Annotated in this window: 18 protein-coding genes; 13 read left to right on the top strand and 5 right to left on the bottom strand. The window is 50.9% G+C overall.

The annotated features are described in order from the left end of the window. Positions 1–33 precede the first annotated feature (33 nt). From ACJJI0_RS13920 to ACJJI0_RS13930, 3 genes are read right to left on the bottom strand one after another with little or no spacing between them, the layout of a single operon-like run. Positions 34–687 carry an outer membrane beta-barrel domain-containing protein gene (locus ACJJI0_RS13920; protein ID WP_252083674.1) on the bottom strand — a complete coding sequence of 218 codons (654 nt, stop codon included), beginning with the start codon at positions 685–687 and terminating at the stop codon, positions 34–36. Further along, positions 657–1547 carry an SH3 domain-containing protein gene (locus ACJJI0_RS13925; protein ID WP_444883053.1) on the bottom strand — a complete coding sequence of 297 codons (891 nt, stop codon included), beginning with the start codon at positions 1545–1547 and terminating at the stop codon, positions 657–659. Before ACJJI0_RS13925 ends, ACJJI0_RS13920 begins: the two co-directional genes overlap by 31 nt. A 3-nt stretch (positions 1548–1550) precedes the next feature. Next, positions 1551–4166 carry an HzsA-related protein gene (locus tag ACJJI0_RS13930; RefSeq protein WP_444883054.1) on the bottom strand — a complete coding sequence of 872 codons (2616 nt, stop codon included), beginning with the start codon at positions 4164–4166 and terminating at the stop codon, positions 1551–1553. A 225-nt stretch (positions 4167–4391) separates the two neighbouring features. On the opposite strand from ACJJI0_RS13930, the gene ACJJI0_RS13935 reads away from it, so the two are divergent. The 13 genes from ACJJI0_RS13935 to ACJJI0_RS13995 all read left to right on the top strand — a co-directional run bounded on the left by ACJJI0_RS13935 (position 4392) and on the right by ACJJI0_RS13995 (position 20339). After that, positions 4392–5618, top strand: a complete 1227-nt coding sequence (locus ACJJI0_RS13935; protein ID WP_252083677.1) for a hypothetical protein — start codon at positions 4392–4394, stop codon at positions 5616–5618. A gap of 5 nt (positions 5619–5623) precedes the next feature. After that, complete coding sequence (locus ACJJI0_RS13940; RefSeq protein WP_444883055.1) at positions 5624–8107, top strand: LamG domain-containing protein; 2484 nt, start codon at positions 5624–5626, stop codon at positions 8105–8107. 159 nt (positions 8108–8266) lie between these two features. After that, positions 8267–9838 (top strand): general secretion pathway protein GspF, encoded by a 1572-nt coding sequence (locus ACJJI0_RS13945; protein ID WP_252083679.1) that lies wholly within the window; start codon positions 8267–8269, stop codon positions 9836–9838. Between the two features lie 12 nt (positions 9839–9850). Further along, positions 9851–10852 (top strand): FAD:protein FMN transferase, encoded by a 1002-nt coding sequence (locus tag ACJJI0_RS13950; RefSeq protein ID WP_444883056.1) that lies wholly within the window; start codon positions 9851–9853, stop codon positions 10850–10852. 111 nt (positions 10853–10963) lie between these two features. Beyond that, the gene (locus ACJJI0_RS13955) at positions 10964–11488 is read left to right on the top strand and encodes an AraC family transcriptional regulator (protein ID WP_444883057.1); all 525 of its coding nucleotides are present in this window, start codon (positions 10964–10966) and stop codon (positions 11486–11488) included. Between the two features lie 6 nt (positions 11489–11494). Beyond that, positions 11495–13591 (top strand): tetratricopeptide repeat protein, encoded by a 2097-nt coding sequence (locus tag ACJJI0_RS13960; protein WP_444883058.1) that lies wholly within the window; start codon positions 11495–11497, stop codon positions 13589–13591. Beyond that, a complete protein-coding gene (locus ACJJI0_RS13965) occupies positions 13584–16451 on the top strand; it encodes a tetratricopeptide repeat protein (RefSeq protein WP_444883059.1) in 2868 nt (955 codons plus the stop codon). Before ACJJI0_RS13960 ends, ACJJI0_RS13965 begins: the two co-directional genes overlap by 8 nt. Beyond that, positions 16438–17088, top strand: coding sequence for a tetratricopeptide repeat protein (locus ACJJI0_RS13970; protein ID WP_444883060.1), 651 nt, complete (start codon positions 16438–16440; stop codon positions 17086–17088). Before ACJJI0_RS13965 ends, ACJJI0_RS13970 begins: the two co-directional genes overlap by 14 nt. Continuing rightward, entirely contained in the window at positions 17088–17366 is a 279-nt protein-coding gene (locus ACJJI0_RS13975) for a hypothetical protein (RefSeq protein ID WP_444883061.1), read from the top strand. Before ACJJI0_RS13970 ends, ACJJI0_RS13975 begins: the two co-directional genes overlap by 1 nt. Positions 17367–17602: 236 nt before the next feature. After that, positions 17603–18271 (top strand): MotA/TolQ/ExbB proton channel family protein, encoded by a 669-nt coding sequence (locus ACJJI0_RS13980; protein WP_252083686.1) that lies wholly within the window; start codon positions 17603–17605, stop codon positions 18269–18271. Positions 18272–18282: 11 nt separating this feature from the next. After that, the gene (locus tag ACJJI0_RS13985) at positions 18283–18810 is read left to right on the top strand and encodes an ExbD/TolR family protein (protein ID WP_252083687.1); all 528 of its coding nucleotides are present in this window, start codon (positions 18283–18285) and stop codon (positions 18808–18810) included. A 1-nt stretch (position 18811) separates the two neighbouring features. Next, positions 18812–19333: an ExbD/TolR family protein gene (locus ACJJI0_RS13990; RefSeq protein ID WP_444883062.1), complete on the top strand. Its 522-nt coding sequence runs from the start codon at positions 18812–18814 to the stop codon at positions 19331–19333. 1 nt (position 19334) lies between these two features. Then, entirely contained in the window at positions 19335–20339 is a 1005-nt protein-coding gene (locus ACJJI0_RS13995) for an AgmX/PglI C-terminal domain-containing protein (RefSeq protein WP_444883063.1), read from the top strand. 83 nt (positions 20340–20422) lie between these two features. Here ACJJI0_RS13995 and ACJJI0_RS14000 read toward each other — a convergent pair whose 3' ends face one another. Beyond that, complete coding sequence (locus ACJJI0_RS14000) at positions 20423–20800, bottom strand: DUF2237 family protein (protein WP_252083689.1); 378 nt, start codon at positions 20798–20800, stop codon at positions 20423–20425. A 2-nt stretch (positions 20801–20802) separates the two neighbouring features. Further along, positions 20803–21420, bottom strand: coding sequence for a DUF2939 domain-containing protein (locus ACJJI0_RS14005; protein ID WP_444883064.1), 618 nt, complete (start codon positions 21418–21420; stop codon positions 20803–20805). Positions 21421–21515: the final 95 nt, after the last annotated feature.

The following is a 21515-nucleotide window of genomic DNA, read 5'->3' on the forward strand; positions in this document are numbered from 1 at the left end:
TAAAAATCCTTATTAACTATTCTTTTAAAAAAACTAGAAAAATACAGTAAAACCTAATTGGGTAGACAAATTATGAGTGGATTGTGCCTCACCAAATAATTCATGTTCAAATACGTGATCACGTACATCGAAGCGTAATGCCAACCAATCATTAGCCAACAAGCGCACTCCAGCACCAAAGTTGTAGGTAAAATGCTCTTCATCTGCAAATGAGGTATTGCCGGCACCGCTCACCAGATAAAAATCCGTATTGAATGCCCAATCATCTGAAATGAAGTACTCTCCTTGAAAAATATTCCAACCCAGAGAGAAATTGTAATAGCTAAGTTCCCTTTGCTCATCGGTCAACAGAGGAGCAGCACCACTTAAACGCTCAAAGCTGGATTCACCCAACTCAGTTTGCGCATAGGTGCCTTCCATAAAGATATCTTCAGTAATATGGTAGGAAACAGAGGTGCCATAGAGGGCATTAGATCCAAAGTCTTCTACATTGATAACTCCGGCAAAGATGCCCAATTCAATATTTTCACTGTCGATCAGTGCATCACGTACCTCTCGACGCTCCAAGTCTGAAACGACAATATCTGCAATAACGTCTTCACCTTGCTGGGCAACACAGGCCTGAGCACTGAACAGCGCGGATAGGGTTGCAGTGCCTACAGATATACGTCGAAACCAAGTTTCCACTCGACTATCTCCTGATTATTTTCCCGCGAGGTGAGCAGGTAGTGGTTTGTGTATTCCGCTTTTATGGCAAAGCGGCGCGATAGATACGTTTTTATGCCTATGCCTGCCAGCATTACTGTGTCCTGACGATCTTCCGTAGCAATAATGGTTGCGTTAGGTGATGTGATATTTAGACCAGCACCAAGTAGAAAATAGGGGGATAATCGCCAACGCGGGAACGGCTGATGCAGTATTGCCATTTGATAAACCTGGCTATCTGAAAATTCACCAACAGCCTGAGTAGCACGCAATTCGGTAGCTAAATTAGAGGTAAATTGGTAACCGATTCTTGTCGCCAAGGAATTAGCTCCGGCAAAATCGCCATAGGATAAGCCCAGATAAAAGAAACCCGCCTGCACATTTCTAAAATCGGGAAGGGAAACCCGCACCAGCTCACCCTCCTCACCATAAATGTCTTGCAAATCCGCAACTCGTACCCAGCCAGTCTTATTGTGCGCAGCCAATACCTTTACCCAATCAGTACGACGTTTAAGCAGCCAAATTTTTTCACCATATTCAGCCACATGAAAAATCGGATAACCGCGGCCAGGACCTCGATACATATTGATAAATGCATTACCAACGGTAACTTGCTCTGCGTCATCCGGTATCTTGCTGACCAAATTAATCGCAGTTGGAATTACCGCTTCTGATTTTTCCTCTACCGTGAGAAATTCCTCAGAGATATCTCCCGAAGATTCACCGACTTTCAGACTCTCGTTCGCCTGTGTTACGCCAACTTCCTCTGCAAATACAAAGGAAGAAAGGAAGTTGGCTCCGAACAGCAGGAAAATAAAAAGATATTTCTTTAAAATAGACATGGATCAGTCAGCCGGTGCCGCAAAAGGATCGTTATAGTACTGAGCGCCGATATCCAGCCACTCTGCAATTAAACGTAGTTCGGCCGGATTTAAGAGTCCCGTATGCGCACCACCGGTCGAAAAGATAGGAAAAAAAGCACTTTCTGCCGCAGTTTCAGCCATGACAGAAGAAGTAGTTACAACGATCATCACCGGTATAGGATTTCCATTGGCATCGAGAATCAAGTTACCATCTTCATCAGTTTCAAATACCGGGTTGCCCTGGTTATCCGTCTCCTGCCTCAGCCGTGGAGTTAAAATTCCACCGACAAGATCCAATATCGGGCTATCAACTAGTAGTTCAGCATAGGAGGTAAACCAAGCATCGTTCACAGAAGACGCGCTTGCGGTCAGATCCAGCTGCGCGGCGGGAACTCGTGTAGCACCAGCGGCATCTACTGGTGAATGACAGGCAGTACAGGTGTTATCACTAATTACCGTACCGGTATTATCCACAACTTGACGTGGCAGATCCCAGATTGGCTGAATATGCTGCTCGTAATGAATAACACTGCGGCAACTGCTCCCCCAATTATCCAGGCAGGCTAATGGAGCGGGGATTTCAGTCAATAAATCAGCGTAAGCCAGAGAAATATCAGTGTCTTTAACGCGAACTGCTGGATCGGTCCAGACATCAGAAAAGTGTATATCCCCTTTTAATCCAGCTTCTCCAACAATCCGAGCCAATAACTGCGCCATGGTTTCACCCATTTCCGCCAGTAATGCAGGCTCGGTATTTACAAATGGCGCCGCTGAAGTAGGAGACCCACTCCAGGCAGATTCCAGCTCCATATCAACGCGACCATGAACCACTTCACTCTCACTGGTATGGCAGCCCACACAGCTGCGTACCTCACCGGGTCGTAACTGTAACCAGTTATTGTGTTGTTCAAAAATTCTCTTACCCTCGGCATCTATCACTGATATTGCAAAGGGAGTATCGGCAGGTATTTTGACCCGTACCGAACCATCCGGTTGAATAGGCGTATAGCCCAGGATTTCACGCATACCCTGACTGCGATTGCGACCAAAAGCCGAACCGTCGAAGTCCAGGGTGTCGTCATCTGGGATCGCTACAGCTTTTACAATACGGAGAAAACGTGCGGGACGCTCATCGGCAGTAGTCATAGCAGGATCAGCGAGAGTTTTTATTCCCGCTATATCCTCACCATCAAAATCGTAGACGCTACGGATATCCAAAATACCCACAGATTCCTGCACTAGATCGCCATCTACGTCTATTCCAGGAATTGGGTCGGGAATATAAGCCGGCTCCGTGCGGGGCTCCAGTGTCACCCCCTCGGAAATCATTTCACCCTCTTCCGCGACGATAATAGGTAGTTGAGTACCTGCCACGTAGTCATAAATCCACAGGCCGTAAAGAGGATCAGCTAATACCGGTTCCTCTTCTTCCCCTAAGGTTTCTGGGCAGGGTCGTAGCAGTTCCGTCTCTTCCTCCACAATGCGGCATTCACTCCAAGATACCAACAACCTGCTGGTACCATCGTAGAAAGGCCAAGCTGTGGAGAATGTGCCATGGGGAGAGAGGGTTCCATCAGTTGTGACCTCAGCAAAGGCGATAGAGGCCTGACCAACCAGGTCTCCCTCTCCGCCGGCTTCACTATAGGCTTCGCTGTAATTGATTCCATCAATGGCCACCAGATCGCCGCCATAACTTATTCCCGAAGGCGAACGTAGGTTGACCAGTAAACGGCCATCAGGCATCTCACGCGGCCTGGAGAAAGTGGCAGTAGAATTTTCAGTGCCGGTCTCTTGACTGTGATAACCATAATGAAAAGACAAGTCACTACCATCCGGTTTAATGGTATATAGGCTTAAACGGTCTACACCGGCGGCATTATCCCAACGATTAAACAGAATACGTCCATTATTCAATACTGTGGGATTGAGATCGTGGCTCTGATTGAAAGAGATCTGACGAATATCACTGCCATCCGCCTCCATCACATGTAAAACAAAAGCGGGCTCATCCTGATCATCTGTCAGAGCAGAAAACTGTGGCTTATTATCATCCAATAACAAAGCGCGGGCACGACGCTGGCGACTAGAGGAAAATACAATACGTCCATCTGGCAAAAATGCCGGGGCAACATCCTGCCCTTCCTCTGCAATCAGATCGGACTGTATGACTCTATTCAGCTCTTTGGTTTCAAGATCATATAACCAAATATTCCAGGTAGGCTGTTCATCGTCATCAACATTTTCTAATTCTGGTGCGCGCATCGCAAATACCAAACGCTGTCCATCTGCGGAGGTATTGAGATCTTTAACATCGTAATCACCGGTAAAAATTTCTGCGGTAATTACTGTCTCTGCAGCACTTGCTGTAGCACGATCTTTCAGAATCAGTTCAGCACCGGGGAAAAAATCCTGGGGCTGGTATTGGTTATCTTGCTCTAGGGCTCCTTCATCATCCTTATTAAGCTGGCGACGCACGAAGGCAATAGGGTAATCCACCACTACAGGATCTTCCGCCTGCTCCCCACTACTAGAGGAACCGCCACCACCACTACAAGCAGCCACCAACAGTAGTAGTGGCACTGCACGCAAAGATTTCATTATTTTTTCTACCCAGCATAGGCACCAGCAACATGCCGGTAATATTTGCAGAAGGCCCTTCATTATTTCTGTGTGCGGTTTTTGCCGCCGAGGGTAATTCTCGCAAGTTGCGCACAAAAAGTTTGCCAACTGGGACGCAAATATTAAAAGTCATTCTGACAGTCCAGAAATTCGCTTTTAGTATGCCTTGACATACCCCACTGACCCCATCGACAAAATAAACCAATGAAAAATAATTCGTCTCGAGCGCGTGTGATCCAGCTCACAGTGGTAGGCGCAATAATCGGGGCCGGCCTTTGGAGTGCCCCAGCCCTTGCGGCCCCTCAGGATCAGGCTCTGCAAATTCACAGCCGTATCACCGGCACAATTCCCTCTGAAAGTGTATTGCTGGATATGGCCGAGGACATCGCCAATGGCGATCCTGCCAGTGCTGCCTATACGGCAATGCAACACGATGACTTTTACAATGTGACCCTGAAAAACCTGGCCACACCTTGGACTAACGAGGAACAGGATGTGTTTGCGCCGTTAAATGATTACAGCGCAACCGTTATTGGTATGGTCCGGGACGATATGGATTTTCGCCAATTACTGTCAGCAAATATTCTGTATACCGGAAATGTCTCCGGGCTGCCAAGTTACAGTACCAGCAACAATAATCACTACGAAGCTCTGGAAGCTGGTGGTTATTCCCTGAAAGAAAATCTCACCAGACAAAGTCAGTCTTCCCTTAATGGGCTTCCGGCCGATGCTACTGCCGGTGTGATTACCAGTCGTGCCGCAGCAAAGGCCTTTTTTAGTGCTGGCACCAACCGCGCCATGTTCCGTTTTACCATGCTCAACCATATGTGCCGGGATATGGAGCAGGTGCAAGACAGCACACGTTCACCGGATCGAATTCGCCAGGATGTCAGTCGCAGTCCAGGGGGGGATAGCCGGGTATTTCAAAACAACTGCGTCAGCTGTCACAGCGGTATGGACCCTATGGCCCAAGCCTTCGCCTATTACGATTATGTCTACGATGCAGACAATGACCCAGAGGGCAACAACGGGGCACTCGACTATAACGGTGCAGGAGATACAGATCCGGAAACCGGCAGTCGCGTGAAAGCTAAAAACCACATTAATGCGGCAAACTTTCCCCACGGATACCAGCTTCCCGACGATCGCTGGGACAACTATTGGCGTGAGGGCCCCAACCTGCATCTTGGATGGAATAGTGCCCTATCCGGTAGCGGTAATGGGGCAAAGTCTCTCGGTGAGGAGTTGGCCAACAGTCGTGCTTTCGCCAGCTGCCAAGTCACTAAAGTATTTCGCCAGGTGTGTTTGCGTGATCCTGAAGATGCCAATGATCGTGCACGTATAGAAGCCATCACTAACAACTTCAGCAGCTCCGGTTACAAACTGAAGCAGGTATACGCCGATACTGCAGTTTATTGCGCGGGAGATTAATAACAATGAAAATTTTTAAGAACCTGCAAATATCTACCCTTTTATGTACAGCAGCATTCCTTGCCGCCTGTAGTGGCGGCAGTGGCAAAGATACAGAAGAGCAGCCAAATACGAACCAATCCAATAACGGCACCAGCTATTCAGGCCCAGCACCGGAAACTGAAGATGTCAAACAGTACAAGCGCTATATCTGGGATAACCTGGCCGAACAGAATCGCTGTGGTAGTTGCCACGTAGAGGGCGCGCAGAGCCCCCATTTCGTACGCGGTGACGATATTAATGCAGCTTACGATGAAGGTCGTGAACTGGTAAACCTAAGCCTCCCGGAAGAGTCACGCCTGGTAACCAAGGTGGGCGGCGGGCACAACTGTTGGCTCTCCAGCGACGATGCCTGCGCTGAAATTATTACCAATTATATTGAAGAATGGGCCCGAGCCAGCGGCGGTCTCAGTAATACAGTCACACTAACTGCCCCAATTGAACGCGATGTGGGCGCGAGCAAGAGCTTCCCTGTCTCCAGTAGTAACTTCGGCACTACCGTTTACCCAGTATTGCGTAACTACTGTGCCAGTTGCCACAGCGAAGATGCCGCGCTCACACAAAAACCCTACTTTGCTAGCTCTGATGTGGATCTCGCCTACGAGGCGGCGAAAAGCAAAATGAACCTGGATACCCCTGCGGATTCACGCTTCTCTGTACGCCTGGGTAGTGAATTTCACAATTGCTGGGATAACTGCTCCAGCAACGCAGCGGAAATGACGGCGGCTATCCAAGCCTTTGCCGACAGCATTGCCCCTACTGAAGTCAATCCGAATTGGATCCTTAGTAAGGCTCTGCTTCTCACCGATGGTATTGTCGCCAGCAGTGGTGGCCGTATAGAAAATAATGCAATCGCCCTATATGAATTTAAAACCGGTAGTGGTACTACGGCTTATGACACTTCCGGGGTAAATCCAGCCATTGATTTGGCGCTTTCAGGCGATGTGGAGTGGATTGAGTCCTGGGGTTTGCAGCTTAAAGGTGGTAAAGCCCAGGGCGCTACGGCAACCAGCCGTAAGTTATACGAAACTCTCACTGCCACCGGCGAATACTCTATTGAGGTTTGGGCTGCACCAGCCAATGTCACCCAGGAAGGTCCCGCACGTTTGGTTACCTATTCCGGCGGTGACGATATTCGCAACCTCACCCTAGGCCAGGCGCAGTACAGCTACATATTCCAGAACCGCAGTGACAGTACCGATGCGGATGGAATGCCAGCTCTGATGACTGATGATGCAGACCAGCTGGTACAGGCGAGTTTGCAGCACGTGGTCGCGACCTTTGACCCGATCAACGGCCGTAAACTCTTTGTAAACGGCGCAGATACTGGGGAAATGGACCCCAGCGAAGCGGGGCTTTTGAGCACTTGGGACGACACCTTTGCCCTAGCGGTTGGTAGTGAAGTAAGTAACGGAAATAGCTGGCAGGGTTCTATCCGCATGCTGGCAATTCACTCTCGCGCACTCTCTGCCGAGGATGTTGCCACCAACTATGAAGTAGGTGTCGGAGAAAAATACTTCCTGCTGTTTAAAGTTGAAGAACACACCGGCATTGCCGAAAGCTACGTAATGTTTACCGTTCAGCAGTTCGACAACTATGCCTACCTGTTCAGTGAACCTACCTTTATCAGCCTGGATGAAAGTGTCGATCCGAAAGGCATCGCTATCGAAGGCATGCGTATCGGTATTAATGGTCGCGAAGCGGAAGTGGGCCAGTCTTGGGCTAAATTATCCGCCGAAATCGATGATAGTTATGTGCCCCTGCAAGGCCAGAAGCTGTCGAGGCTTGGCACTATCATTACCCTCGATAAAGGCCCCCTGGAAGATGAATTTTTCCTTACTTTCGAGCGTATCGGCAACGCTAGCTTTACTCGTGTAGAGCCCACACCTGCCGAACCAGCGGAGCCAGCAGACCTGGAGGCCCAACCGCGTATTGGCCTGCGCCGCTTCGAGCAGATTAACGCCAGCCTCTCTCGCGCCACCGGCATTTCCAGCGCCCACCCGGATGTGATGGAAACCTGGGAAGCCGTGAAGCGCCAGCTACCTGTCTCCAGTGATATCAGCGGATTCCTGGCTGCACAACAAATGGGTATCACCCAACTTGCCGTGAAATACTGCAGCACCCTGGTGGATTCCAATGCGCGCGGAACTTATTTCCCAGGTTTTGATTTTAATGCTCCTGCCAATACAGCTTTTGACAGCGCTAGTAAACGAGCACTGGTGATTGATCCATTAATGGAAAGCCTATTGGGCCACGAAATGAACTGGCATGACGGCAGCCACTCGCAGCTGTCTAGTGCACCAGACCTGGGCACCGTAGAAGCAGAATTAAACAGCCTGATCAACACCATGACTGCCTGTGGCAATGGTTGTGAAGCAGATCGCACCGAGACCACGGTCAAAGCCGTATGCGCCGCCGCCATGGGCAGCGCTATGATCCTGATTCACTGATTAAAAAAACGGGCTGCCGCCCAGGTACGGTTTTAAACACCGTACCTGGGAAGATTAATCACAGCCTAGACAAGATTGTCGAAAGAAAATTTTCAACAATCTGCTAAAAATTTAAAAAATAATTTACCGGCACATCGGATAAAAAATCCGCAAAAAACTATGAGCAAGAAAAAACATTTTGAGCTGGACCAGCCCCTACGCCACCCGGATCACCACCGCCCGGTAACCCGTCGTGATTTTCTCGCCCAGGGCTTCCGCGCGGGCATGGCGACAGTATTAGGTGGCTCTGTATTCAGTATGTTTGCCAACCCACATAATGCCCACGCAGCTCTGTCCGCCGACCTGGAAGACCTGCGCAAGAGTAACGGCGGCCCCTGTGATGTTAGCGCTTTTGGCGCCGGTAAAATTCCATTTATCTGTTTCGACCTCGCCGGTGGAGCCAATATCGCAGGCTCCAATGTATTGGTAGGCAAACAGGGTGGTCAGATGGATTTTCTCGGTACGGCCGGCTACAACAAACAGGGGCTGCCGGGCGATATGATCCCCTCAGCCGGAGAAGGATTTGTTAACACCGACCTGGGCCTTGCTTTCCATAGCGACAGCGGCATGTTGCGCGGTATCTTGGAAAAAGTGAGCTCCGGCACTGCTACCGCTACCAACGGTGCGGTGATCCCGGCACGCTCGGAAAACGATACCGGCAACAATCCTCACAACCCCATGTACGGAATCAACAAGGCCGGGGCCAATGGTTCCCTACTGGCCCTGATCGGCTCTCGCTCCAGTGATTCCGGTGGTAACTCCATGGCTCCGTCGGCAATGATCAACCCTGAAGTTCGCCCCACCAAAGTGGACAGGCCTTCTGATGTTACCGGCCTCGTAGATGTGGGCGACCTGGTGGGCCTGCTCAGCCAGGAAGACACGGTTGCAGTGATGGAATCCATGTACCGTATTTCTGATGCCAAGCTGGGTAAGGTAAACACTCGCGTGGGAGCCGATGCGATTATCAAGGATATGGTGCGCTGCGGTTATATGAAGAGCGCCGACCTGGCGGACCGCTTCGGTAATCCCGCCGATCTAAACCCCGAAGCCGACCCGGATATTGTCGGTCCCTCCGGTATTTTTACCAGTGCTGAACTGAGTGGGGATGGAGAATTCCGCAAAACCGCTTCAACGATGAAACTAGTGGTGAATGGCTATGCCGGTGCCGGCACTATCACCATGGGCGGCTACGACTACCATACTGGCGACCGCGCCACCGGCGAGATGCGCGACCTGCGTGCCGGTCGCTGTATTGGCGCCTGCCTGGAGTATGCTGCACGTCGTAACCAGCCACTGATGATTTATGTCTTCAGCGATGGTTCGGTTTTCTCCAACGGAATGATCGACGACTCTGTCGAAGGTCGTGGCAAGGGTGTGTGGACCGGAGACAATCAGCAAACCGCTGCTTCTTTCTTCCTGGTATACAACCCTGCCGGGCGTCCGCAATTACTCGGAGGCAGCGCCGACGAGCAGGCAAGGCATCAGCAGCTGGGTTATATGCGTTCCTCCGGGGACGTGGAAACGTCTTCAAGTCCCGCCGCCAACAACGTTAATCTACTGGTAGAAACGGTAGTCATGAATTACCTGGCTTTACATGGTGAACAAGATAACTTTGAAAAAATCTTTCCCAACCACGGTCTCGGTAGCGTTACCCTCAGGGACAGCATGACCGCTTTTGCCCCTATAAGATAATGTGATACCGAGATGTTGCGTTTTATTCGATCTCTCCTGTTAGGTGGTGCCGCCCTCTGTGCGGCACCAGTATTGGCCGAGTGGCACTATGCCGAGCGTGCAATCATGGGCACTGAAGTCCATCTTCAGCTCTGGCACGAGAATGCCAGTGAGGCTGAATACCTGATCGAAAAGGTAATGGCAGAATTCCATCGCTTAGATAACCAGTTGTCACCCTACAAGCCAGAAAGCGAGCTATCCCTCGTTAATCGGGAGGCAGGCAAAACCGCAGTCAATATTTCCGATGAGCTGCTTTCTCTGGTGGATAAGTCTCTCTGGTTCAGCCACCTGACCGATGGAGCCTTTGATATCAGCTACGCTACTCTCGGCAAACACTATGATTTCCGCAACAGAAAACAGGCAGACTCCGCCCTTACTGACTCTCTAATTGAGGCGCTGAACTACCGTCACTTACATTTGAATAAAAAGTCCAAGACCCTGCGTTTTGGTCACAGCGAAACAAAAATTGACCTGGGTGGAATTGCCAAAGGGTATGCTGTGGATAAAGCCATTCAAATTCTCGAACAGGCTGAAGTCTGCTGTGCCAGTGTCAGCGCCGGTGGCGATGCACGTATGCTAGGCGATAAACGCGGTGAACCTTGGCTGGTAGGTATTCGTCACCCGCGAGAAAAAAGCAAAAGTGCCGCAGTAATCCCCCTGCGCGACATTGCCATTTCAACTTCCGGTGACTACGAGCGCTTTTTTATTGATGAACAGCAAGAGCGTATACATCATATTTTCAATCCAAATACCGGAAAGCCCGCAGACACAGCAGTTGGAGACAGCGATAAACTAATCAGTGTCAGTATTATCGGCCCAAGGGGTTTTGATACCGATCCACTTTCCACCAGTGTATTTGTGCTGGGTAAGAAAAAAGGATTGGCACTCATTGATCGCCTGCCCCAATTTGAAGCAGTGGTTATCGACAGTAACAAACGTCTGTTCTTCAGTCAGGGACTGGCAAATCCACAATAATCGTTACAACGTCGTAAAAAATTTGCCAACGGGATCACACCAGATAGCTGCGCCCCTGACATAATTTGCGCCCATTACACAATAAAGCCAAAAGCAAGCGAAAGGCCTTCCATGGGACGCGTTCTCCAGTTGTTTATTTTCTCACTCGCCCTCTTCACAGGCGCAGCGTCTCAGGCTCAGCAAGAGTCTTTTTCTACTGAAAAGCTGGAAAATCTAAAGCGTGATGTTATTAAGTTAAACCGGGATTTATTAATCCTGGAAGAAGACCTGCTCTACCCGGCACAAAGCCAAGTGGCTTTTTATGTGTCTGTGGATGTCGGTCACTATTTTCAGTTGGACGCTGTTAAATTACATATCGACAATAAACTCACAGCTAGCCACCTGTATACCGATCATCAGCGCAGTGCTCTTGTACGCGGTGGTATCCAACCCCTACACAAAGGCAACCTAAAATCTGATAACTACACCATTTCCGCTTTCTTTACCGGTCTTGGACCAGAGGGACGCGAGTATAAGCGGGGCGCGACTCTAGCGTTGGAAAAGACCGATGAGCCCGTTGTTATCGAATTGCGCATCTCAGATAAAACCGGCAAACAACAGCCAGACTTTGAACTCATTCAATGGCCCACGCCCTGATTACCCATGAGCTACCGGCCCCTCTCCCGCATAATATCCCTCAGTGTCGCTTTGCTAGGTGCCAGTTTGCCTACTTATGGCACCGAGACCGAAGTTACCTCGGAAGGAACAGCGCCTCAGGAAAAGACGCAATCCGAAGACAAAAAGTATCGCCAAGCTCAGGATATGTCCTACGGGGCAACCCTGTATGAGTACTTTCAAGGCAATAATTTCGATGCCCTCAGCACCCTGCTTGTCGCCAAGCAACGTGATTCAATTAAAGTTCACCGCGACAGTGCCGCGTTGATCGAAGGGGGAATCAGCCTCAGTTTTGGTCTGCATCGGCGCGCTGCCGAACTTTTCGAACTACAGCTTCAAACCGGCAACCAAGATACAGATTCCAAACTGCACCAGGCAGCCTGGCTGAAACTGGCAGAGCTGAACTATTTGCAGGGTGACTTTTCCTTAGCGGCAAAAAATCTGGAAAAGTCTGGAGCCATAGATTCCTCTACCCTCCCCCTTAACCTGGCCTTGCGCAGTGAAGAAATCTCCACAGCCCAGGAATTCCTTAAAAGAGCCGATCTGCCGCTGTCAGAGCGCCTACTCGGACACATCAATCTAGGCGCAGCCTTAGCCCGAAGAGGAGAGTTAGTTGCCGCCGCCGAGGAATATCGCTTCGCAAGCACACTGGCGACTGAGCAGGATGAACCCTCAGAGGATATCCTGATACTCGCGGACAAAGCGCATATCGGCGCTGGCTACGCTATGGCATTGTCAGAGCAGTTTTCCCAGGCCCAAGCTGAATTTTCCCAAGTGCGCCTGCACACCCCCTGGGCAACCAAAGCTCTGCTCGGGCTCGCTTGGTCTTTGATCAACAGCGAGCAATACCAGGAGGGAGTAGATGCCCTGCGTTTTTTATTAGCAGAACACCAACACAGTCCCGCCGCACGGGAGGCCAGGGTCGCCCTGCCCTATGCCTATGAAAAGCAGGCTGAACGCAATAAAGCCCTAAGCGCCTATAGTGATGCAGCCACACATTTCGAGAGCACATTGCAGCAGCTGCAGCACTTACAGCGGAAGCTGTCTTCAGAACCGCTGGCGGACGCCAGTCAATTTAGCCAGTCACAACGCTACGGCTGGCTACAACTGGCTCAAGCCGCACCCTTACTGCGGGACAACCAGCATTTTCTCTTACCCATTTTACAGAGCGATCAATTCCAACTGCGCCTGTCGGAGCTACGCGACCTGCAGCAGATGGATAGAGTACTCTATGACTGGTCACAAAAAATTCCACAATTGCATTCATTGATCGAAGAGCGTCACCAAAGGCGCTCCGGCATTATCGGGCAGTACCAGAGCGCAGAGTTTGACCAGCAACTGCAAATCGCCAAGCAACACTACCGCAATCTCAACGATGCCCTGGCCCAAATAGAAGGGGAGCGTGACGCACTGACTCTGCTCGAAGCTACCAGCAACGGGGAGGGTGGAAATAACAGTGAGATATTCGAGATGCTGGAGATACTCCAGGGCGCAGAGCAACGCTATCAACTACTGCGCAGTAACGGTAAGGGGTCTGACTATCAGGGCGAGACCCTGGCTAAAGCCCGTGGCATTTTATTATGGCAAGCCAGCGAACAGTATCATCACCGCTTGTGGCAACAGCGCAAAACTCTGCAACTACTCGAATCCAGCTTACGCGATGGTGAGAAGCAACTAGGTAAAACCTCTGTAGAAGTGGGCCGCGCACCGCAATTGACCCAGCTAACAGAGCGTCTGGCTAGCACTGCGGCGCAATTATCCGGCCAACGAGCAGCCATAGCCAAAACGGCTTCAAAGGTTGAGGCTGCCCTACGCCGGGATATTATTGCTGAGCTGGAGCGAGAGCAGTCGCGGATTCACAGTTACCAGGCCCACACCCGCCTCGCTATCGCGCGCTTACAGGATGCCTCCATGCTAGAGGCCGCCAGCCAGCCTCCGCCAAAAAACCCTGAGAAAAATACTCAGGTGGAAACGCAAGATGGCGAAAATACTCACGAAAAAGGCAATGCCACAGTAGAGAAAATAACTGAGGAAAAGACCGCAGAAGCCCTATTGCCCGATAATGAAGGGGGGCAGAGTGAATAGGTTTGGTTCCAGAAGCTTTTCCCTGCGTCTGCTCACTGCCGCTATCTGCTGTATCAGTACCGCCTGCAGCAATCAGTCCGCACTGACACTTGCAGATCTGCCCACGGCCACGGCTGCTTCCACTGAAGAACCTGTATCAGCTCCCCCTGAGTTGATATCGGTTGATCTCGCCACTCTCGTGCAGAGCTATCAACAAGCACTGGCCAGCCAGCCAGACCCCCAGATTCGCGCACAGATTCGTTTGCGCCTGGCCGATCTGGAAATGGAGCGACTAGAGCAACATCAGGCGGATAACCCGGAAGTTTCAGTCGGTTTTGCCAGTGCGGTGCAGCACTACCAGACACTCGCCAAAGAGAGCCCTCGAGACGACTATATTCTCTATCGTCTGGCGCGAGCTCGTGCTATGGATGGCGAAATGCCAGGCGCGCTGCAAGCACTGGAGCGTATTGCCCAGGGCGCGCCTGACTCACCGTTTATGGGGGAGGTTTTATTCCGCCGAGGCGAAGCGGCTTTCAATCGCAAGGAGTATTCGGCAGCGGCACGGGACTTCCGCGCATTGCTGGAGAAGGGCGAAAGTCCATTTTCCGATAATGCCCGCTATATGCTCGCCTGGTCAGAGTTTAAATCCAGCGATTACCGCCGTTCCACGGAGATATTTCTCGAGTCTCTGGATATTCTGCAGCAGCGTGCCAGCGAAGCAGAGTTACCTCTGGGCCAGAAGCGCCTGCGCGAGGATAGCCTTCGTGGCCTGGCCCTGAATTTTAGTTACCTGGGCGGTGCCGAAGCTATCGAGTCCTTTAATCCCGATGGTAAACCACGAGGTTATCAGCACCTGCTGTACAGCGCTCTGGGCAATTGGTATCGAGAGAAAGAGTTATTCCGCAACAGCGCGGATACCTATCTGGCTTTTGTTAAGCACTACCCCAATAGCACTGAAGCGCCATCATTACATTTGCAAGCTATTGAAACACTGCAAAATGGCGGCTTACACGATGAGGTGCTTCCAACCAAACGGGAATTTGTACAACGCTATGGTATTCGCAGTGAGTATTGGCAGCAGGCAGAGGCAAGTCAGCGCGAAGCCCTGGCACAATCACTGCGCCCCTGGCTTGAGGAGTTAGCCCAATTTGACCACGCGCGCGCGCAGGAACTTGCTCAGTTAGCGACCAAGGCACCGGCTAATAAAAGTAAACAAAAACAGCAGCTCAAAGCTCAGTCTCGCAAAGCTTACCTAGCGGCAGCGGAACTCTACCGGCAGTTTTCACAAACTTTTCCACAGGACCCCCGCACTCCACCAATGGTCTTCCTGATGGCCGAATGTCTCGAGCAGGCTGGCGACTACGCTGAAGCCTGGCGCGCATACAGCCAGGTAGCCTGGGAATACCAAGACAAGAAGCATGGTGCGGAGGCTGGTTATGCAGCCATTCTTAGCTCGGCACAAGTGCATAAAGAAACACCGGACCAGGATGCCGAGCAAAAAATCCTGTGGCTGGATCGCAACATTGAGGCCAGCCTTAAATTTGCCCAGAGCTGGCCACAGGATAAAAGAGCCTTACCAGTACAACTATCTGCCGCAGATAAGCTGCTACAACAGTCGCGTTTTGCCGAGGCTATTGCCGCTGCACAAGCTGCAGATCAGTGGCAGCCACCAGCGAATAAAGCTCAGCAATTAAATATCGCGATGATCCTGGCTCACAGTCACTTTTCATTGAAAGATTATATGGCTGCGGAAGAAGCCTATACCCGTGCGCTGAATATACAGCCTAAGGATAGCCATTTGCGCGAGGACACACGCAAGCAACTTCAACTTTCCATCTATCGGCAGGCAGAGTTGGCACTTGCGCAACCAGCACTCACCGAGGATGGCAGAGAGATTCCCAGTGAGGAGGCGTTGCGCCACCTGCTGCGAATCAGGGAGAGTGGACGCAGCGAAATTGCAGCCACCGCCCAGTATGACGCGATCAATTACCTGATGGAATTACAGCAGTGGCAGCGTGCCAGTGCTGAACTTGCAGACTTCCGGAGTTTCTATCCTGCACATCAGCTGGCACCTACCCTCGCCGCCAAGGCGGTCGTTATTTTTGAAGCCTTGAAAATGCCTGCCGCTGCAGCCGGCGAATTACTGCAACTTGCACAAAATGATCCCGACCGAGAAGTACGTCGCCAATCCTTATTCCTCGCGGCGGAAAGCTTGCAAAAAGCAGGTGAGCATCAAGGTGCCATTGAGAGTTACCGTAACTACAACAAGCTCTGGCCAAAGCCTGCTGAACAACGTCTGGAAGCGCAATATCAGTTAGTGCAACTCTACGGGCAAACCAATCAACCTAATAAACAGAATTATTGGCTACAGCAATTAGCAAAAAATTCAGAAAAATCCCCTCGGGGCCGCTACCTATCCGCCTATTCCCAAAGCGCATTGGCAGAGCAGAGCTATGAAAAATTCGCTTCATTAAAATTGCACTTGCCGCTAAAAACCAGTCTCGCCAATAAAAAGCGCGCGATGAAAACCACCGTGGCCGATTATCGCAAGGTTCTCGAGCTGGAAATTGCGGAATTCACCACCCAGGCCAATTTCCGTTTAGCTGAAGTTTATCGACAGCTCAGCCGTGACCTGATGGAATCTCAACGCCCCAAAAACCTGAATGACCTTGAGTTGGAGCAGTACGAAATCCTACTGGAAGAGCAGGCCTTCCCCTTCGAGGAAAAGGCTATAGAGCTGCATCAGGCCAATATTCAGCGCACCAGTGATGGAATTTACGACGACTGGGTCAAACGTAGTTTTGCCTCACTCGGCGAACTGTTACCCGCACGCTACAAAAAACCGGAAGCAACCCTGGAGTGGAGCCATGCACTGCATTGATTTGCGCAATTGCCCCAGTGGTATTTTTCGCCTCACAGCAACACTACTGATTCTGGCGACACTCAGCGCCTGTGGCAGCCTTCCACTTGGTAAAAATGCTCAACAGAAGGACGCCTCAATTGAGCATGCAATTACCGAAAACCCCTATTTGGCGGATGCCATGCGGGTTCCCAAAGCGGCCAGCGTCGCTATGGCTCAGGCACACGAGAGCTTTAACAACGGAGATAGCTCAACCGCAATGCAGCAGCTAAAGCAGGTCATTGAACGCTGGCCAGAACTCTCTGGCCCCTGGCTAAACCTCGGGATAGTACAGAAGAAAAGTGAACAGACCGAGCATGCGGAAAATAGCTTTCGCAAGGCGATTGAGGTCAATGACGGTAATGTATTTGCCTGGAATCAGTTGGCTGCACTACTGCGCGACGCTGGCCGTTTCGAAGAGGCCGAACAGTGCTACCTGCAGGCGCTGAACCTTTGGCCCGACTTTAGCGATGCGCACCGCAATCTGGGTATTCTCTATGACCTCTATCTAAACAGGCCGGAAGAGGCATTACAGCAATACCGTTTGGCCCAGAGCAGTCGAGAACAAGAAGACAAATTACTCGGCGCTTGGATATTAGAACTGGAGCGTAGACTCTGATGCGAGATAAATTAATCATTCTAATGTCCGTAATATGCACCTGCTTCACCGCCCGTGCCGAAGAAATCACCACACTGGAATCCACGGTTATCGGTAGTCAGGAACAGCCCAAAGTGCTGTATATCATCCCTTGGAAGCAAGCCGACAGCCTGCAGCGCCTTGATAGTTCTCTGGCCCAAAATTTTAATACCGTTTTCAAGCACCAGGAGCTCTCAGAATTCAAACGGGAAATTCAACTGCTCAGTGCCAAGCCGGTTGTTGAAGAAAAAAATGAATAGAAAAAATAATAATACTCATCAAGCACCACAAACTAATGTAATCGTGCTTTTTTGCTGAAACTCAGTACTCCAGTGGAGCAGGGATAAGCCACCGCAGGTATTTCACTTATCAGGAGTTTATTGTAGAGCCCTCATCCGACTCCACAATATTCATCATCATGCCCAATGACCATGGAATGGCCGTTTGGCAAAAAAATATCGCTAATTAAACACTTACTTCTGTGGAGACACTCATCATGGAATTTACTCAGGCGTTATTGCGCTTTTTCCAGACTGGCGGCCCTTTTATGTACCCTATTGCCCTGGTGCTGGTTATCGGCCTCGCCATGGTAGTGGAACGCTGGATTTTTCTTTCCCGCGCTAAGAGCGCCAATCGCCGCGCTTATCTGCAGGTATTACCGCTACTGCAAAAACGCAGTTACCAGAATGTATTGCAACTGGCCCGGGACAACGATGCTGCGATGGGTCGCATTGCCGCCGCCGGTATTAATACCCTGCAATTCGCCAAGCGCGAGGAAAATATTGCATTGGCAATCGAAGAGGGCATCCTCGAAGCAGTACCGCGCCTGGAAAAGCGCACCAACTACCTGGCTACCCTGGCCAATATTGCTACCCTACTCGGTTTGTTAGGCACCATTATGGGCCTTATCGCAGCGTTCACCGCTGTAGCCGCTGCCGACCCTGCGGAAAAAGCCACTATGTTGTCTACCAGTATCTCCGTAGCAATGAATACCACCGCATTCGGGCTTATCTCAGCAATTCCCCTTCTGCTATTTAATTCCATGCTACAAAACAAGACCAATGAAATTGTAGATAGCCTGCAGATGGCCGGAGTAAAGTTCCTAAACCTGTTGACTATGGGCCGCCCACAAAAAACGGAACAGCAGCGCGCAGTGAATGCCTGAGGGCTCTCGCCATGTTGAAATTAAATATTCGTCGCCGTGGACACGAGGAAGCAGAGCTGGACATCACCTCTTTTATGAGCCTGATGACTATCCTGGTTCCTGTACTGCTGCTCAATATGGTGTTTTCCCATATTTCAGTTTTAAAACTCAATCTTCCTGGCATCAGTGATGGAAGCAGTAGTGCAACTGAACAGGAAAATCGACAGTTGGAACTGGTATTACGCACCGCACATGTTGATATCAATTACCCGGCCGGGCAACTAGTCAGGCGAGTGGAGAATACCGATGGTGAACCAGATATGGAAACGGTTTCCCTGATACTGCAGCAGATAAAGCGTAACTTAAGGGAAAAATCCATCGAGAAAGACGACTTGGTCATTCTCTCGGAAAAAGGTACATCCTACAAAACCCTGGTGGCAGCTATGGATACCGCACGCAGCTATCGAGCAGTAGTTGCCGCATCAGTCGTCGATGCCGAGTTGTTTCCACAGATTTCCCTGGGCGATGCCCCCCAGCAAACAACCGTAGTGGGGAAATAAAATGATGCTTAACGCAGCCGCCAAATTACAGGAGCGGCGTCAGCGACAGAAACGACAGCAATCGAAGCTCAATCTGGTTTCTCTAATGGACATTTTCACCATTCTGGTATTTTTCCTGTTGGTGAACTCCACTAGCGATGTACAGGTTTTGCAAACAGATAAAACCATCAAACTACCCAAGTCCACTTCTCAGCAAAAGCCGGAAGTTACTACGGTCGTGAGGGTCAATAATCAGCAATTATTCGTTGGTGATCGCATGATCGTGGGCATTAACGATATTGACGCTGGTAAGGAAAATATCGAGCCCCTCTTGAAGGAACTGGAGTACCGCGCCGAACGCGCCGGTAAACTCAGCGACGAGCAAAAGCAAAGGGGACGCTCGGTCACCATTATGGGTGACGAGCAGGTTCCCTATGAGTTGCTCAAACAGATTATGCAGACCTGCGCCCAGGCAGATTACCGCGATATCTCTTTTGCTGTTGAGCAGACAGCACCAATAGATCCCGCGGGGGTGGAAAGCTGATATGAGCACTGCAACCAGCCGCTATGCCCCCTGGCAACTACAGGAAACCCTGTTGCCCTGGTCCGCTTCCAACCAGGAAGACCAGCGCTTTATAAAGTTCCTGCGTGCAGGGCTTATTGTCTTCGCCGTTTGCGGTTCCATCGTTACCTTTGCTCCAGTGCCGGAGCTGACCCGGGAACAGGCAGAGCGAGTGCCACCACAACTGGCCAAGGTTATCCTGGAGAAAAAGGAGCTCCCAAAACCTAAGCCCAAACCCAAGGCCAAACCGAAGCCTGAGGAAAAAAAGCCTGAGGCAGAGAAGCCCAAAGAAAAGCCGGAACCTAAAAAAGTCGAGAAGGAAAAGCCGAAACCGGCTCCCAAACCCGAGCCCAGCAAAGTAGAGGCACCCCCTGTTGCCACTATACAAAAAGCGCGGGAAAAAGCGGCGAGCAGCGGCATCAATGCCCTGGCCGACGATCTATTGGATATGCGTGAGAGTTTTGATACGGGTGAAGTTACCCGCGGTCAGCTCAGTGCCGGCAGCGCCACTGCTGCACAAACACAACGCAATATGATCAGCGACAAATCCAAAACTTCGAGCGGCGGTGTCAGGGCCGGGAGCATCAGCACTGACACGGGAGGCGTATCACTGGCAGGCCGACAAACCACCCGGGTTGAGCAGGCCCAGGCGAAGGGCTCCGCCAAGCAGGCAGCCAGGAGAGTCGGGGGTGAGAAATTGGCGCGAACCGACAATGCCATTCGCGGCATAATGGAGGCCAACAAGGCGGCAATCAATGCGATCTATGACCGTGCCTTACGCCGTGATCCCACCCTGCAGGGTAAAATTACCGTGCAGCTGGTGATTGAAGCAAACGGCACTATTTCGTCCATCAAGTTGATTGAGAGTGAGCTGAACAACCCCGCCCTGGAGCGCAAGCTGCTGGCGAGGATCCGCATGATTAACTTTGGTTCTGCGGATGTTAAAGCCACAACCCGCAATTACTCCATCGACTTCCTGCCATCCTGATTGGGGTTTTGGATAAATGACATTGGCACAGCGGAGCAAATCTTTGCAGCTTGCTCGCTGTGCCAATTTCTCTTCCGCACTGATTAATTCAAATCTGCAGCGTATTGTCGCAGTAGCTGTAGAGGTACTATCTCCAGAGCTTTCACATGGGTACGCTGTAAAAAAACTCTCGGTGCCCTATCCTGCTGCTGGGCCTCCAACCAGCGGGCGGCGCACAGGCACCAGCGGTCTCCCGGAGCCAACCCCGGAAACCCGTACTCCTCAATCGGCGTACTCAGGTCGTTGCCACGGCTGCGGGAAAATGCCAAGAACTCATCATTTACTTCCACACAAACCGTGTGGGAGCCTTGATCCTCTTTGCAGGTGTTGCAGCAGCCGTCGCGAAAAAAACCGGTCATTGGTGCCAGGCTGCAGGGAATAAGTGCATCGCCAAACACATTAACCGAACTATCCATCTCCATTATCAACCTTCCCCCTCGGTGCCATTGAGTAATTCGATATCCACCAGCTGCCAATGCAGCCCATTGCGCTGCATAATCAACCGCAGTTCTGCCCGGTTGGCCTCCCCGTAATCCGCACTCAGGTGGTTAATATCGGTAAAACGCCATTTGAGACGTCTCCAACTGCTCTCAGGCTTTTCTTCAGAATCTTGCCGGGTCTGCGGATAGGAATCTGCCTGGGGGGCTGTGTCCTGGCCAAACAACTTTCGTTCCATCCCCTGTAAGTCCTCACCGCCACGCAACAGGGCTGCGACCCCCTCTGGGGTTACAAACTGTTGCATTAATGGCCCCATGACAAAATTCGCACCGGCGGTTAGTAGCTCATCAAATTCCTGTGGAATTGAATTGCCTATAGAAGAGCGCAGCTGTTCCTGTAAACGAACTCTTAAATTGTCACGTAATACCGGAAAGTCCACGTAACGTTCCAGCATATCGATACTCTCTCGCCTTTTTTCTGGCTCTTGCGCACCCGCCATTTGCGCCGCACGCTGCAACTGTTCCATTGCATAAAAGGGCAGTGCCACATATCCAGCTGTGATAACCATTATTATCACAGCCCCCGCCCATAGAAATTTCTTCATTATTACCTTTCCTCTTTACGTCTAAGGGGAATTTTATGCTGAGAAAGATTCATCACCTAATTTGCCGCTGTACTGGCGTGGCATTGTTCCCACAA

Source organism: Microbulbifer mixtoriginis (SeqCode) (genome assembly GCF_052466695.1).